Origin of the sequence: Laspinema palackyanum D2c, assembly GCF_025370875.1 — a bacterium.
In the GTDB taxonomy this organism is placed as follows: Bacteria; Cyanobacteriota; Cyanobacteriia; order Cyanobacteriales; family Laspinemataceae; genus Laspinema; species Laspinema palackyanum.
The window spans coordinates 122,356-138,018 of sequence record NZ_JAMXFD010000007.1 but is presented as its reverse complement, the minus strand read 5'-3'; the positions used below and the strand labels follow the sequence as shown (position 1 = coordinate 138,018).

10 protein-coding genes are annotated in these 15,663 nt (G+C 46.9%); 4 read left to right on the top strand and 6 right to left on the bottom strand.

Annotated elements, in window-relative coordinates; translation table 11 throughout:
- Positions 1-5 precede the first annotated feature (5 nt).
- Positions 6-2,717 (bottom strand): CRISPR-associated protein Csc3, encoded by a 2,712-nt coding sequence (locus NG795_RS11390; RefSeq protein WP_367288790.1) that lies wholly within the window; start codon positions 2,715-2,717, stop codon positions 6-8.
- A 74-nt stretch (positions 2,718-2,791) separates the two neighbouring features.
- Here NG795_RS11390 and NG795_RS11385 point away from each other — a divergent pair, with 74 nt between their 5' ends.
- Complete coding sequence (locus NG795_RS11385; RefSeq protein WP_367288789.1) at positions 2,792-3,658, top strand: helix-turn-helix transcriptional regulator; 867 nt, start codon at positions 2,792-2,794, stop codon at positions 3,656-3,658.
- A 333-nt stretch (positions 3,659-3,991) separates the two neighbouring features.
- Positions 3,992-5,467, top strand: coding sequence for a glycogen synthase GlgA (gene glgA / locus NG795_RS11380; RefSeq protein ID WP_367288788.1), 1,476 nt, complete (start codon positions 3,992-3,994; stop codon positions 5,465-5,467).
- Positions 5,468-5,653: 186 nt separating this feature from the next.
- Here the strand turns inward: glgA and NG795_RS11375 are convergent, their stop codons facing one another.
- Positions 5,654-6,109: a response regulator gene (locus NG795_RS11375; protein ID WP_367288787.1), complete on the bottom strand. Its 456-nt coding sequence runs from the start codon at positions 6,107-6,109 to the stop codon at positions 5,654-5,656.
- Positions 6,110-6,165: 56 nt separating this feature from the next.
- Entirely contained in the window at positions 6,166-7,365 is a 1,200-nt protein-coding gene (locus tag NG795_RS11370; protein ID WP_367288786.1) for an ATP-binding protein, read from the bottom strand.
- A gap of 455 nt (positions 7,366-7,820) precedes the next feature.
- Between NG795_RS11370 and pbpC the strand changes: the two genes are divergently transcribed.
- Positions 7,821-10,151 carry a penicillin-binding protein 1C gene (gene pbpC, locus NG795_RS11365; protein WP_436836047.1) on the top strand — a complete coding sequence of 777 codons (2,331 nt, stop codon included), beginning with the start codon at positions 7,821-7,823 and terminating at the stop codon, positions 10,149-10,151.
- A 336-nt stretch (positions 10,152-10,487) separates the two neighbouring features.
- On the opposite strand, the gene NG795_RS11360 is transcribed toward pbpC, so the two are convergent.
- On the bottom strand, positions 10,488-11,564 hold the full coding sequence (locus tag NG795_RS11360) for a glycosyltransferase family 4 protein (RefSeq protein WP_367288785.1): 1,077 nt from the start codon (positions 11,562-11,564) through the stop codon (positions 10,488-10,490).
- A 606-nt stretch (positions 11,565-12,170) separates the two neighbouring features.
- Here NG795_RS11360 and NG795_RS11355 point away from each other — a divergent pair.
- Entirely contained in the window at positions 12,171-13,343 is a 1,173-nt protein-coding gene (locus tag NG795_RS11355; protein ID WP_367288784.1) for a GNAT family N-acetyltransferase, read from the top strand.
- Positions 13,344-13,458: 115 nt separating this feature from the next.
- Here the strand turns inward: NG795_RS11355 and NG795_RS11350 are convergent, their stop codons facing one another.
- Together NG795_RS11350 and NG795_RS11345 are read right to left on the bottom strand one after the other, a co-directional pair.
- Positions 13,459-14,889 carry a hypothetical protein gene (locus tag NG795_RS11350; protein WP_367288783.1) on the bottom strand — a complete coding sequence of 477 codons (1,431 nt, stop codon included), beginning with the start codon at positions 14,887-14,889 and terminating at the stop codon, positions 13,459-13,461.
- Between the two features lie 29 nt (positions 14,890-14,918).
- Positions 14,919-15,275, bottom strand: a complete 357-nt coding sequence (locus tag NG795_RS11345; RefSeq protein ID WP_367288782.1) for a hypothetical protein — start codon at positions 15,273-15,275, stop codon at positions 14,919-14,921.
- Positions 15,276-15,663 lie beyond the last annotated feature (388 nt).

Here is a 15,663-nt window from a genome sequence, read left to right as displayed (position 1 = left end):
GTCTCCTATTCAACAGTTTCAGTTACTTCAATTTCGGAATTTTCAGACTCAGCCTTGGCTTTATTTCTCGCATCTTGCAGGAAGAAAAAGTAAGCCGATTCCAAGGTTTTTTGGTCAGCCATAAGCTTTTCGGCTCGACCTTGATAGACTTCTTCATACAGTTGCCGCAGGACCTGATAATAGTCCTTGATTTGCTCGAACTTGGTTGCGCCCACCCCATGCTCTCGAATGCGATCGAGCCGGGTATGATAATTTTGCACCAGGGCGGCAAATATTAGGTCCAAATCCATGTAAGGCTTTTGAGAACGAATAGCGGCAATAAAATTCCCAAATGGTTCTATGGAAGCGGTCCGCTTATAAGAAGAACCCCAAATTTTTCCGGCGACTGCCAGTTGCGCCGCTTGTTTGAGGTATTGCGTTAAGGTATGATTCTCCTTGGGCATAAGACTCTCCAGTAAAGTATTCAGGGGCTCACAAATTTCACTCCAGATTGTTTCCCAGTTGGGATTCTCTTTCTCTCGCAAAATCCATCGTAATAAAACATAGTAAAGGCTAAAGGGTTGTGAGGTTGCCCGCGCTAAATCATACAGGCAATCATCCCGTTTTTTAGGGCTGGCAACGGCTAAAACTAGCGGTCCAAGACATCGGAGTCTGTCCCGAATTTTGGCTGCATTTTCCCGACTATACTGCCCGGTTTCTAGTAACGGACTGAGGGAGGTGGGAATTCCTTCGACTTTGCCATACACCTCCGCAGAAGGGTCTATTTCCAAATGGGAACTGACAATGAATGGAAATCCGACCTCTAAGGATAAAGAAAGTTCTAATGCCAGCCACAATGACTTAAGCAGGGAGACAGAAACATTCGTATCCCCCCATAATAAAGGAATCAGGACATTACCATTGATATAATCCGACCGTTGAGGAAAGGCAAATCCTACAACTTTGCTAGATTTAAACTCTAATTGGTTATCCCGATACAGCTTCCGTTCATCGACTTGAATCGGTCCGCCTTCGGGATTAATTCGGGCTTTATCTCGCAAGAATTCGATCCAAATTCGCCGCAGTTCTGGAGAAGAACCGGGAGGCAGGAGGAAGTGTAAGTACATCGGTTCATTTTTACTACCTGCTGGAAACTGTCCACCCACCGCGACTAACTGATAGGCTAATGCTTCAATAGAATCTGCATACCGAGTCGGTTCCGCGCTCATTCCACCGGGAATTCGATTAGAAAACATCTGCACTTTGGTTCCCGGTGGCATATTTGGAGACCGCAGTTTTTCAGTGTTAGCGGATGTATAACCCAAAGAAGACCGCTCTTTGGGATTAGTCGTAATGTAATCGGTCAAGGCATCAAATCCATTGAGCAGGGAGGGAACAGGTAGGTTTAATAGTTGCTCGACTGCTGTGCGAATTTCTGGCGCAACGGTTGAGTCCTCTGAGCCATCGCTTCCGCTCTCACTCTCTTTTCTTTTTTGGAGGGAGTCTCGCAAGGCTGCTTCGATTCCTTCGCGGCCTTTTGTAACCACTTTGGCGGCAAACAAAGGACGCGCATACTGCGGGTCAAAGGGTTCGATCGCCGCCCGATGAACCGGAGAAATCCCCACCTGAGAGGCAATTAAATCCCAAGTTTCTTGGGTGCTAGGTTGGGGCTGAAGGCTGCGATAACTTAAATAAACCGCTTTTAATCCCTCGGCGATCGCAAATTCTTCCGGGTTACTCACAGGGACTAATCCCACCGCTTCCGCCTCCGCTAAGGCCGTTGAACCGGCTTTTTGTCCCCATTTGGCAATATCCTGCTCAATTTTGCTGGCTTTAAACCCTCCTTTCTTTTTTTCTAAAAACCCGAAGGCGATCGCCACCACTTCATCGATATCTTGGTTGATCGCTTGCGGAGAAATTTTAATTCCATCCTTGGTTGGATTAACCAGTTGCTCGATATTTTTACCGAATACTTCATTAATCTTGGATTGCCACCGTGCTGCTATTTTGGGGATTAAATCTCCTTGCGGCCAAGCTACCCCCTCCAACAGAACGCCATCGGGGAAAATCGCCAAAGGAGTCATTCCCTGTTTGACTAAAATTTCCTCCGCTGCATTGAGCAATAAAGCTGTGATGTATCCCAGATCCTTCGAGATTCTCACTTGGTAAAGAGAACAGGCCCGTTCAAAAGCTACGGTTAGCTCTGTTTGCAATTTTTGAATCCGCTTGTGTTCAGGAATTCCTAAATCAAATAAATCGGCAGCTCTTAACATCGCAACCCAGGCTTCCATCTCATCCGGTTCCGGGGAAAAAATCATGCCATCGCTGACGCCATGACCCGAGTGCCTTTCGATCAGGCGTCGCGCTAGTTCTAGTGAGTCTTCTGAGGGAACCAGAGACTTGACACAGGCTCTTTCAAGCTGCTTTTCGAGAAATGTTCGATCTCTCGCCAACTGTTTCACGTTACGCCCAGAAGCGTCGCCAAGTTTATTGAGGTCGTGAACCGCTGCGGTTGCTAGGAGAATTTCCCGGATCCGATCCGGGACTCCGGCTTGGCGGCTGACTGTCAAGATAAACTGACAAGCTGAATCCAAATGTTCTGCCAAAGTGGTTCCGGTTCTGACTCCGTACTGCTGATGAGCGCCATGACGTTCATACAGGACCGGGCGAATATCGCTGAAATAGCGCTCCTCCAAACTGGTGGGTGGGCCTTTCAAGAGTCGAAGACGTTGCGACATAAGATTCGACCTCGTTTTTAATTACAATAGCTACTATGGCATAATAAATTTATAAGTGAAAGTGTATTTTGTAAATGATCCGAAAAAAAGACACCATTACACTGTCAATTCCCCCTGGGACCAAGGAACGACTGGAAGAAATCGCCGATGAACTGAAGGTGCGGTGGGGCGATCGCGGGAGTATCTCGGGGTTGCTGACGGCGATCGCCCAGGGGAAATTTCAAGTGGGACAGTCCCTAACCCTGACTAACGCCCAGGTTCAGGCCCTCCAGCAAGCTAACCGCCTCTTGATTGATTCAGGCTATATCCCCGAAGCCCAAACCCTGACTACTCTACTCCTCGACCGAGGGAATTTAGAGGCCCCCCTGCGTCTAGCCCTCCAGCAACTGGTCACTCAACCCAGTGAGGCATGGCGTCTGCGGGCCGAGGAGCAAATCCAGAACCAGCAAACGTTTCGACTGTTTTATCGGAACGCCCAAGACAGTGAGTTGGAATACACGGTGCGTTACGCTCAAGTCACCTTTCGCGAAAAGCGCTTTTATTTGGAAATTTGGTGCGAGGAGACCGAAGATATCCCCAACACGGATTTTCCCGAACTCATCCATAATCGCTGCCTGCGCCTGGATCGGATTAAAGAGATTCAACCGATCGCAGGGGAATGGCGAAATGGTCTCGACTTTATTGAAGTGTACTTACACTTTTATGAAGGCTTGGTCAAAGCCTATGAAAGCAAAGGCAATGACATCAGCAATGAGGTGATTGGCGAGGTGCGCCAAGTGGTCCGTCGGGTTTCTAACCCCTTCTGGTTGATTCGAGAAATCCTCCCCTACGGCAATAAATGCCAAGTGGTGGCCCCCCAAGCTATCCGCGATCGGGTTAAGGAAGAAATTCATGCCATCTACCAACGCTATCAAGAACCCAATACTCTGCCGCCCTCCTAAAAGGTGCAGCAGCGATCGCCTTCATCCCCATTCAAGGGTCCCCCAGGCAGAAAGATTTGTCCCCAGAGGCCCCTTGACCTGAATATTGGATGAGTTCAGGGGGACCTGAAACCGGGTTTTTGGCTTAAATTAGTGCAAGATAGGCCCAAAATTTTTGCAAAACCCCGGTTTCTAAGCGTTACGGGACCAATGTTTGAGGAATCTCACCCTAACCCCTGCACTGCCGTGGTGCTTGTGTTGATTTCGTGAAACCGGCACTTGCCAAAGTTGACTCCTTGCTGCTAATCAATGAAAGCAGAGATAAAATTAAGTTTTGTAACGTGAGGAGTAAAAATGTACATCGTACAGATTGCCTCGGAATGCGCCCCCGTAATTAAAGCGGGCGGATTAGGGGATGTGGTTTATGGATTAAGCCGAGAATTGGAGAATCGGGGCCATACGGTGGAACTGATTCTGCCCAAATATGATTGTATGCGCTATGACCATATTTGGGGCCTTCATGATGCCTATAAGGACTTGTTCGTGCCTTGGTATGGGGGGGCGGTGCACTGTTCTGTGTATTGTGGATGGGTCCACGGGCGGGTTTGCTTCTTTATTGAACCCCACTGCGAGGATAATTTCTTTAACCGTGGCTGTTACTATGGGTGCAGTGATGATAATATGCGCTTTGCATTTTTTAGCAAGGCAGCTTTAGAATTTCTCCTCAGAAGTAATAAGCGACCTGATGTTATCCATTGTCATGACTGGCAAACAGGTTTAGTTCCCGTCTTGTTGTACGAAATCTACAAGTATAATGGGATGTGGAATCAGCGGGTTTGTTACACGATTCACAACTTTAAGCATCAAGGACCTGCGGGTTCGGAGGTGCTTAGAGGAACGGGTCTGAATCAAGATTCCTATTACTTCCAATACGATCGCCTCCGGGATAATTTCAATCCTTTTGCTATAAATCTCATGAAAGGTGGCATTGTTTATTCTAATGCGGTGACGACGGTTTCCCCTCACCATGCTTGGGAAGCGCATTACACCGAGGTGGGGTCGGGATTAGGCCATACCTTACATTTGCATCAGGATAAGTTTACCGGGGTTCTAAATGGGATTGATTATGATTTCTGGAATCCGGAAACAGACCGCTACATTCCCTCTCATTTCAGTATTGATGATTTTGAGGGCAAGCAGCAAGCGAAGAAAGCTCTGCGATCGCAATTATTGTTGCAAGATGAAGATAAACCGATTATTGCCTATATTGGACGACTGGACCAACAAAAGGGTGTGCATTTAGTTCACCATGCGATGTACTATGCCCTGAGTAAAGGGGCGCAGTTTGTCCTCCTGGGTTCAGCGACGGAACCGGCCATTAATGACCATTTCTGGCATGAGAAACAGTTCTTAAATGATAATCCCGACTGTCATTTGGAGTTGGGCTTTAATGAAGAGTTATCCCATCTCATCTATGCCGGTTCAGATATGATTCTGGTTCCGAGTAATTATGAACCCTGTGGGTTAACCCAGATGATTGGCTTGAAATATGGCACGGTTCCAATTGTGCGTGGGGTTGGGGGATTGGTGAATACGGTATTTGACCGAGATTATGACCAGAATAAGCCACCGGAAAAACGGAATGGCTATGTGTTTTATGAAACGGATCACGCTGCGGTGGAGTCGGCGATGAGTCGGGCGATCGATTTGTGGTATGAGTCCCCGAAAGAGTTTCGAGAATTAGCAATTCAGGGTATGGAATATGATTACTCATGGAATTATCCTGGGAAAAATTATGTAGAGATTTACGAATCCATTCGGCATAAATAATCCGGGGAAATCACGCCGAATAACCCAGGCGGAACCAACCGGCTATAGCGATATCGGGTCAGGGAAAACTTGAGGTTTTCCGACCCGAAATCTGGGTTGTTTTTTTGATATATTGGCTCTTTTCTAAGGTTCGGTGAATTCAGACAAGTTTGTGAATGGGTGGTATTGACTGGGATGAACTCGGGCTTATAGTTTTTTAGGGGGAAGGGCGACGACGGATAACCAATAGTTGCATAAGCTCTGCATGGCCACTGTTAATTGGTCAAAGTTTAAGGGGTTGACTATAAAGGAGTTAGCACCGGAGTTATAGCATTTAGAAATATCTTCTTCATGATAAGAACTACTCAGGATAACAATGGGAATTATCTTGAATTGGGGGTCAGATTTAATTTGGACTAATGCCTCTCGTCCGTCGAGTCTGGGCATATTGAGATCGAGCAAAAGGAGATCAGGAAAAGGCGAATTGAGGGGGTCATGATAACGACCTCGCCGATAGAGATAGTCGAGGAGTTGCTCTCCATCTTCTACAAAAAATAGGGTGATGTTGGCGCGAATTTCGTGAAAGGCTTCTTCAATCAGGAGACAGAAGGAGGAATCGTCATTCGCGATTAAAATAGTGTGGGGGTTGAGGGCTGAATTCATAGTTGGGGTCCGATAAGATTTGGGATGGAGGGGTTGGGCATAAAAATTAGGTCGAGTTATAATTTAGGAGATTCCATCAAGGGATTCTCTTGGGTTTTGTGAGCCGGGATGGTAAAGTAAAATGTTGAACCCTGTACCGGACAAGATTCGACCCAGATTTTCCCCCCATGCAATTCGACAATTTTTTTACAAATGGCAAGTCCGATACCTGTTCCGGGGTATTCTTTGTCGGAATGGAGCCGCTGAAAAATTTGAAATATCCGTTCTAGGTGCTTGGTCTCTATGCCAATTCCATTATCCTGAATGGAAAAGCTCCACATATCCTCCTGTAGAGAGACAGTAATATGAATTCTGGGGGAAATATCGGGGTGACGGTATTTTAGGGCGTTACTGATTAAGTTTTGAAACAATTGCAATAACCCCATGCTATTGCCAGCGATCGCCGGTAATGGATCATGGGTGATTAGGGCTTGAGTTTCCTTGATTTGGGTTTCGAGATTAGCCAGTGCCTGGGAGAGTACCCGATCGCAATTGACCGTTTCAAAGACTTGTGTCATTCTCCCGACTCGGGAGTATTGCAATAAGTCATCAATCAACTGTTGCATCGTCAGACTCCCACTGATGATGCGCTCAATAAACTGAAGGGCTTTGCTATCGAGTTTATCTGGGTAACGGTTTTGTAACAGTTGGGCAAAGCTGGCAATGGTTCCTAAAGGCGCTTGTAAGTCATGGGAAACCACATAAGCAAACTGTTCAAGTTCCTGATTAGACCGTTTCATTTCCCGGTTTAATTCCAGTAACTGCTGTTCGATGGCTTTGCGCTCTCGAATTTCCTGTTCGAGTCGGATATTTTGCTCTTTCAGCTTATTTTGCAGTCGCAAAATTTGCAGTTGGTTTTCCACCCGCGCCACCACTTCTTTGACTTGAAAGGGTTTGGTGATATAGTCCGCTGCGCCGACATTAAAGGCATGGACCTTTTCGGTAGCCTCTTCAATCACGCTTAAAAAAATCACGGGAATTTCGGCGGTTTCCGGATCGGCTTTAAGTTTTTCACAGACTTGATACCCGTTCATTTCGGGCATTTGGATATCCAGCAAGATCAAGTCAGGAGGATGTCTGAGGGACACTCGGAGGGCCATCGCACCATTGGTCACGCACCGGACTTTATAACCTTTGTCTTTCAAAATATTTAAAAGCAAGCGGAGGTTATCCGGGCGATCGTCTACTAATAAAATATCTCCGATGGGATCGGTCATATTACGGATGCTGATGATTTTTTCTCTATTATCCCTCACGGAATCGCTCCGAGGGTAAATGAATCTCGATAGGGTGGCGATCGCCTAGGCGGTTACTCGGTCCTGCGGCCTACATTCAGGCCAATTTTATCACCTGAGACTCTTGACAATTGCGGTCCCCTGCAAATCCGCCTCGCAACAGACCCTGGGGGTAGCATTGGACTGATAACGAGATCTCAAATCAGCCAGAGAACCTCGGGACCGGATTCGCGCAAGACAAGAAACCGGGTTTCTAGCCTAGAGTGGTTCCTGATGGCGACAAATTTGCTAAACCAACCCGGTTTTGAACCAATCCTGTACCCACGTCCTAAAATAAATACAGACTCTTCCTACCTCGGAAAACAAGCCCAAGCGGGTTAAAAATTTCCCGAGTGGGGGGATGATTTTCCATGTTGCCTTCTTCCGAGAATAAAACCATGAGCAAAATGTCCGCAATCGGCTTATTCGTTCAGCAATTGGGGTTGAGGCGACATCCCAAATTGCGGGGTTCTCTGAAAATTTTACTGGGGATGGGGTTAGTGGGGGCAACGGTGCGGATGTTGCCTTATTTAGCGCCGATCGGTGCGGAAGATATTGCCCAAAATGAACAAGCGGTTACCTTTAGCGATCGCAATGGACTCCCCCTGGGAACCCTGCTCACTCGGGACCAAGATCATACCGCTGTGGTGGCGCTTGATCAGGTGTCTGAATCGTTTCTCCAGGCGATTATTGCCGCAGAGGATAAGCGCTATTATCAGCATGGCGCAGTAGATTTACAAGCCGTCGCCCGGGCGGTTTTGGAAGCAGTACAAGCGCGATCGCTGGTTTCCGGTGCCTCCACGATTACGATGCAATTGGCGCGGATGCTGGAACCTGCCCCTCGCACTTTGCCCCATAAACTGGGTGAAGTTTGGGTGTCTTGGCGACTGTTTGCGGGGATGAACCGAGATGAAATTCTCCACGCTTATATTAACCGTCTGCCGATGGGGGGAAATATCTATGGGGTAGAAGCGGCGGCGCGGACTTATTTCGGACTCCCCGCTTCGGAACTCAACCTGGCTCATGCCAGTATTCTTGCGGCAATTCCCAATGCACCGAATTATTATAATCCCTATTCTAATTGGCGATCGCTGAAAAAGCGGCAGCGCTATGTTCTCGATCGCATGATCGCTGATGGTTATATTACCCCAGAGGAAGCAACTCGGGCGGAACAAGAAGAAATCCAGGTTTTGTTGCCCGATCGCGGCATTATCGCCGCCCCTCACTTTCTGTTTTGGCTGGCTAATCGCTTGCCGGACGGGGTTTCTACAGTACAAACAACCCTGGATCGACCTTTGCAGCAGTTTGTGCAAACCCAGGTTCAGGAGGTGGTCCGTTCCCTGGCGGCGCATCAGGTGAATCATGCGGCAGCGTTAGTGATTGACAATCATACTGGGGAAGTGTTGGCTTATGTCGGTTCTCCCAATTACTTCGCCGACGCGCAACAGGGGCGGAATGATGGGGTACAGGCGTTACGCCAACCGGGTTCGGCGCTCAAACCATTTTTGTATGAGTTTGCCTTAGAAATTGGCGCGATCGCCCCGAATCAGATTTTAGCGGATGTTCCCACCCATTATGCCATCCCCGGGGCGCAGTTGTATAGTCCGGTGGATTATAGTGAACGATTTTTAGGGCCGGTACGAGTGCGATCGGCACTGGCAAATTCCCTGAATGTGCCGACGGTGCGGGTTTTGGAACAGGTGGGGGTGGAGCGGTTTTTGGGGCGCTTGCATCAGTTAGGGTTTGAGCATCTCACGAAATCCCCGGACTATTATGGGTTAGGGTTAGCTTTGGGGAGTGGGGAAGTGAGTTTATGGGAGTTGGCGCGGGCTTATGTGGCGATCGCCCGCAATGGGGATTTGATTCCGTTGTCCGTGACTCCGGGTAGCCGTCTCCCGGCTGCCTCTGCACAACCCCTCCCGGAATCCTCCTATTGGGCGCTGATTGGGGATATGTTGAGCGATCGCTATGCCCGATCGCAGGCGTTTGGGGTGGAGTCGGTCCTGAGTTTACCCTTCCCCGCAGCGGTGAAAACCGGGACTTCTTCCGATTATCGGGATACTTGGACGGTGGGATATACGGTGGATTATACCGTGGCAACTTGGGTGGGGAATTTTAGTGGCGATCGCATGAGAAAAGTATCAGGGGTCACGGGTGCGGCCCCCTTGTGGAATCGGATTATGTTACATCTCCATGAAACCCGGGAACCGGCGGCTTTGCCGACTCCGGACAATCTGGTTCAGCATCCTATATGTGCCGTAACGGGATTAAAACCACAGCCCGATTGTCCCTCGGTGGTTCTGGAATATTTGGCCCCGGAACATTTGAGCGCGTATAATCGGGGGGAGAAATTTGAGTTATCTCAGGAGTATAATAGCTGGTTGGCAAGGCAAAGTCAACCTCAATTGTCGGGAGATCGGTTGAAAATTGCCTTTCCTGAAAACGATGATTATTTTATCTTAGATTCGAGCGATGCTACACCGCGCATTCAATTTAAGTTAGCCATTGCACCGGAAACACCCATAGAATGGTGGTTAATCGGTCCATCGGGGAAACAGCAATTGACAACCGAGGCGAATCATGCTTTATTTTGGCCGATGGAGGTGGGGGAATGGACGTTAGAAGTTAAAAGTGGAGACTTGAGCGATCGAGTGACCTTTCAAGTGCAACCCCCGGATAATGGACCCATTCGCCAAGGATTTCGGGTCAGAAGTGAGGAGGAGAAATGATATTTTTCTCGCATTTTTTCAGGATGAACCCAGAAGACTGGTCACTCATTTTAAAAGGCGAGGATAGAGTTTTAAAAAGCTCCATCCTCGCCTAGGGTTTAGAAAAACAAAATTGAAATTAAACGGGGAATTGGGTCAGAAGTTAATTCACCTTATTTTTAGAGGTTGAGGTTATAAGCTTGTCTGGCAATGATTTGTTGGGCATTTCTTGCCAACAGTTTGAACAAAACCAGTAAGAACCGCCTTGGCGGATATGGTGTAATAAAGAGCCATTACAACAAGGACATTGATTGCTGACTTTCATGTAAATCCACCTCCTATTCTGTTGAAAAAGTTTTAGGCAATGACTGTCAATTTATCCTTGATATGACCATTTTGGTGAAAGGTTTTCGAGAGTGCAAGACGGAAGGCAGCTTCGTATCCATCCACCATTTTGGCAATGCTAAATTGGCTAACGACGCGATCGCGACAAGCTTGGCGATCAAGCTTCATAGCGGCAGGAATTGCAGCAATCATTTCTTCGATGCTGTTGCAGACAATGCCGGTTTTACCGTGATCAATCACTTCGGGAACGGAACCCAGATTCATGGCAATGAGTGGGGTTCCTGTACACATCGATTCAATCATCACCAAGCCGAAGGGTTCTCTCCAGGTAATTGGGAACAAGGTTGCTACGGCATTTCCGATTACCTCTACCTTTTGTTGGTGGTTGGTTTCGCCTAAATATTCAATTTGGGTACCATCGATTTGGGGTTTAATTTCATTTTCGTAGAATTTTTGGTCTACGGGATCGACTTTACCAGCAATTTTCAAATGCCAGCCGGTTGCTTTGGCGATCGCGATCGCATGATGAATCCCTTTCTCAGGGGAAATTCTGCCTAAAAATGCCAAATAGGGAGGGTCCTGGGGCTTGGGAAAGAACGGATAGGCTTCGATATCAATGCCATTATAAACTGTATCCAGATAATTCAGTTCGGGTCCACCTTCTCGTTGAGCGTTGGTGATGCTGATATAACCCTGGTTGCCATACTTTTGATACAATTTGCGGCTGTCGGCACTAAAGTTCCCATGCAGGGTATGCACCACTGAGGTTTTCATCAGTTCCGCCAAAGGCAATGCGGAGTATCCATTGTGAAAGTGGATAATATCAAACTGGGAAGCCATTTCATAAATGCGGTTGAGTTGCAGCATATCATACACCGCAGGCTCTTTCACCGTGGGGTCCAGACGTAAAGCACGGGGAACCACGGATTCCAATTTGGCTAAAGTGTGGGAATCTCCCGAGGCAAATAAGGTAACCTCATGACCCCGACGGACTAATTCATCGGTTATGTGGCTAACCACTAATTCGATACCCCCATAACCCGGTGGGGGAACTCGTTCTGCTAACGGTGAAACTTGAGCAATTCGCATATTTCTCTCCTCGGTGGTAAATAGAGTTGAATTGATAAGTAATGAACAGTAAATCCAGCAATTCACGCATCTATCTATAGGTAGATTTTGAGGCTTTAACCCGCCTACTTATGCAAGGTTTAAGCGACATTCAGGGTGAAACAATTGCTATTTCGTAGAACCTACGCATAGCAAGTATTTTTACCTCGTTGATTGCCTACGCTCAAAACTTAACCTGACTCTTCAGGGGATGGGTAGTAGTATTAACCGTACCCATCTTTGCGTAGGACTCCAGGGAAGAGTTAAAATTTTCAGCCTGGAGTTTTCCAAATTACATTAAGATTTCACTGTTTTGATAGGGAAGAGATCCGCTGAAATTTCTACGGTAGGAGTTGGAGAAATCACTGCCAGTAGATTATCGGAGGTTTACGCTATTCCTGCAATCCGTTGTCTGGATTATATTTAGGTTTTATTAATCTTATTTCTTGCCAATAAAAATTTAAAGAGCGCGTATGTTCGGTAAACCCTACTTAATCCCCTCTTGATTTATCCAGATTTGAGGTTTTAGCTGGAACCCAAGGAATCACTGAATGACTGATTTGAACGGATCTATAATCGAGAGTTATAATGCAACATCAGCGTAAATTTGGCCCCCTTTCCAATGAGAAAGAGGTAGAAAACCTCGGATTAATGCTTTGCCATAGCTTTAATTTTACGGGGTGGGAACTGTTTCGCGATCGCCTTGGTATCAAAAACTACCGAGCAATTTGGCAAGACAACCAAATTATCGGGGGATTAGGACTCTATCCGATGGCACAATGGTGGGGTGGTAATCCCGTGACAATGGTGGGAATTGCGGCAGTGGGAGTGTCTCCTGAACATCGCGGGACTGGGGTGGCAGAGGAACTGCTCAGACATACCCTTCAAGAGATTTATAATAATCAGATTCCCTTGTCAGTTCTCTATCCAGCGACGCAGGTTCTTTATCGAAAAGTAGGGTATGAACAGGCGGGAAGTCTGTGTAAGTGGCAACTCCCCATCCATAGCATTCGGATGCGCGATCGCACCCTGGGAATGCACCCCGTGGAACCGATATTATCCGAGACGATCGCCGCACTGTATCAGCAACAGGCAGTTGCCTGTAATGGCAATCTGGTTCGCCACCCCGGAATCTGGGAAAACATCTTTAAACCCATCCCCGAAGAAACCCTCTATGCAGATTTAATCGGCGAACCCGATGACTGGCAAGGGTATATTATCTATAGTCAACGGCGAGAAGGAAACTCCCAAACCCTGGCGATCGCCGATTGGGTTGCCTTAACCCCTGCTGCCATCCGTCGCCTCTGGACCTTCATCGCCGATTTTCGCTCACAATTTGCTCATGTAATTTGGCGGAGTTCTCCAATTGACCCATTTTTGTTAACTCTCCCGGAACAAACCGCACAAATTACGGAGTTATCTCACTGGATGTTACGCATCGTCGATGTCCCTTTATCCCTGCAACAACGGGGTTATCCCCTTGGCATTGAGGCAGAATTACACTTAGAAATACAGGATAATATCTTGTCTGAAAATAATAGGAAATTCATCCTCACCGTATCCAATGGCAGAGGAGAAGTAACTCCCGGAGGACGTGGGGACTTAATCTTAGATGTACGGGGATTAGCGCCTCTTTATACAGGCTTTTTCACTCCCCATCAACTCCATTTAAGCGGTCATCTTCAAGGGAATCCAGCCGCTTTATCTGTTGCCACCCAACTCTTTTCGGGACCGCATCCTTGGATGGCGGATATGTTTTAAAAGGAAAAAACAACCGAACGCACCTCTTACGCATCAACCCTAGATCCTGTAGGGTTGATTCGCGAATCAACCGACATTTAGGGTGTGATATTAAATAATGCGTAAGTCGTACCTGCTATCGCCGATTCCACAACCACCGTATGAATCCTGCAACTCCCCAAGCGACAGCAGCAGCAGCGATGCTGAGTAATACAGCAAGGATGAAAGGATGGAGACGATCGCCATGTTCTTCCTGCCAGGGAAATGTCATGGATTGTTCAAAAAGTAAGGCGGAGGTGGAGGCGACAATGGCACCGAAGGCGATCGCCGTCCCAATGGTTTGGATTTGCTGTTCTAAGTGGCGATCGCGTTCCGCTTGGTCAATTTCCACTAAACCGCGAATTGTGGCAATCGATTGATTGAGGAGGTTTGAGCCCGGATAAAAGTAGTTTAAATCAGCGCGGATTTGTTCTTGAAAGGCGATCGCTTCTTTGTCGTGAAATAACCTCAACCCCTCCATCGGGGTTTGCGCCAGTTGTTCCATCCGGTCTAAACTGCTTTGATAGTTCTTACTATTGATAGCAATACTATTGCAGGCATATTCCAGATTTCGCAGTTGTTTCGTATAGTTTAGAGAAGTTTCTAACAGGGTTTTTAAAGTAATTTTCAAAACTTGTAGTTCCCTGGCCGAGAGTAGGTCTTTGTTTTGCCGATTGAGATAGGTTTGACTCACCGGATTGAATTCCGTTTCATGGTTTGTCACCAGGCGATCGGCGCAATCATAATAAATCCGACTATCTTGAAAACTCTTCGAGATTTTGTGATAGTATAGGAATAACTCCGGCAATTCCCAATAACAGTTTTGCAGCGTTAAAGTCGGATATTCTTCAAATAAAAACCAAATCAATAAATGACCATAAGGATTTTTGTCTAAATTGGCCTTCGGACTGCCATATTCGTAGAGATATCCGCCAAACAGGTTATAAGCGCGATAAAGAGGCGGTAAGGCTTGCCCATTTTCTAGGTGAAAAAACTGAATCCAGCATTCTTTCGCCAAAGGTTCTAAATCTCGAATTTTCGCCGGGGGAGTGGTGTTGACATAACCACTCAACAGCAAAGTTTGACCTAAATTTGATGCCGATTCCGGTTCCGGCTTAAAGCAATTCCCTGGATTAAATTGAGCTAAATCTTTTATTTGATATTCCTTTTTCCCGCGAGATTCAGGTTGGTAAATGTTAAGATTTAGGGCATAACTATCATGGAGAGATTGGGGATAAATAAACCCTTCTAAATCCTGGGGAGTGGTAAACTCAACAATGGCTCTTTCATCATCAGGACCCATGAGCAAATCAAAATCTTGAGCGGGTTCATCTTGACGAATCTTTAACTCTAAGTCAACCTTAAACTGGGTCAGAATCCTGTGATATTTGTTCTGCACCCATTGGGGATTGATGCCATCTAAATTTTTGGCGGTCTTCCCATCAGAGGAAGTCACCAAACCTCGATGATAGTGATAGGCAAACCAATATAAACTCGGGGAATAAATTGAAGGAATTGTTTGGCTCATGAATCACTCGCTTCAAAATCAGGAAAAGATTAAGCAATGGTATTTTGTGCCTCTTGCACCTTTCCCACCAGGAAGGCTTTATTATAGACGCTTTCTGGTCGTTCTCCCTCCGCTGGCTTCCGGATTTTCTCTCCTTTTTGAATCATGTTAGCGCGAATGGTTGCCAACTCTTCAGGGGTGAAGGTAATCTGGGACTCTTTACACCAGGTTTTAAGGATTTTAGCCAGTTTCAAGGTTTTATCTTCAGCGGCAGTCAATTGGGTTTCTAAGCTGGGGAGATTTGCCAAGAGTTGGGTTTGGGTTTGGGGGTCGGTTTTAGCTTGTTCCAGCAAAGTGAGAAAATCTTCAATAATTTGTAAGAACTCCGACGGAATGCGATCGCTCATGGGATACTCTCCTAAGATAAACACACCGAGTTTCTAGCAGCATCTTTGCTGTTTCGCCCAATTATAACAAACTAATCCGGTCCCCTCCCCTGTGTCTTGGTGAGGTAGAGGCGATTCGGGGGAGGTAGGGGCGATTCGAGAATCGCCAGTCCCTCAAATTAGCGCAATTCTCTGTAGAAGCGATTCAAGAATCGCCAGTCCCTCAAATTAGCGCAATTCTCTGTAGAGGCGATTCGAGAATCGCCAGTCTATCAAATTAGCGCAATTCTCTGTAGAGGCGATTCGAGAATCGCCAGTCCCTCAAATTAGCACAATTCTCTGTAGAGGCGATTCGAGAATCGCCAGTCCCTCAAATTAGCACAATTCTCTGTAGAGGCGATTCGAGAAT

What these genes read in the sequence shown, in the direction of transcription:
- NG795_RS11390 (WP_367288790.1), bottom strand. Translation starts at nt 2,717, where the DNA reads ATGTCGCAACGTCTTCGACTCTTGAAAGGCCCACCCACCAGTTTGGAG.
- NG795_RS11385 (WP_367288789.1), top strand. Translation starts at nt 2,792, where the DNA reads ATGATCCGAAAAAAAGACACCATTACACTGTCAATTCCCCCTGGGACC.
- glgA (WP_367288788.1), top strand. Translation starts at nt 3,992, where the DNA reads ATGTACATCGTACAGATTGCCTCGGAATGCGCCCCCGTAATTAAAGCG.
- NG795_RS11375 (WP_367288787.1), bottom strand. Translation starts at nt 6,109, where the DNA reads ATGAATTCAGCCCTCAACCCCCACACTATTTTAATCGCGAATGACGAT.
- NG795_RS11370 (WP_367288786.1), bottom strand. Translation starts at nt 7,365, where the DNA reads ATGACCGATCCCATCGGAGATATTTTATTAGTAGACGATCGCCCGGAT.
- pbpC (WP_436836047.1), top strand. Translation starts at nt 7,821, where the DNA reads ATGAGCAAAATGTCCGCAATCGGCTTATTCGTTCAGCAATTGGGGTTG.
- NG795_RS11360 (WP_367288785.1), bottom strand. Translation starts at nt 11,564, where the DNA reads ATGCGAATTGCTCAAGTTTCACCGTTAGCAGAACGAGTTCCCCCACCG.
- NG795_RS11355 (WP_367288784.1), top strand. Translation starts at nt 12,171, where the DNA reads ATGCAACATCAGCGTAAATTTGGCCCCCTTTCCAATGAGAAAGAGGTA.
- NG795_RS11350 (WP_367288783.1), bottom strand. Translation starts at nt 14,889, where the DNA reads ATGAGCCAAACAATTCCTTCAATTTATTCCCCGAGTTTATATTGGTTT.
- NG795_RS11345 (WP_367288782.1), bottom strand. Translation starts at nt 15,275, where the DNA reads ATGAGCGATCGCATTCCGTCGGAGTTCTTACAAATTATTGAAGATTTT.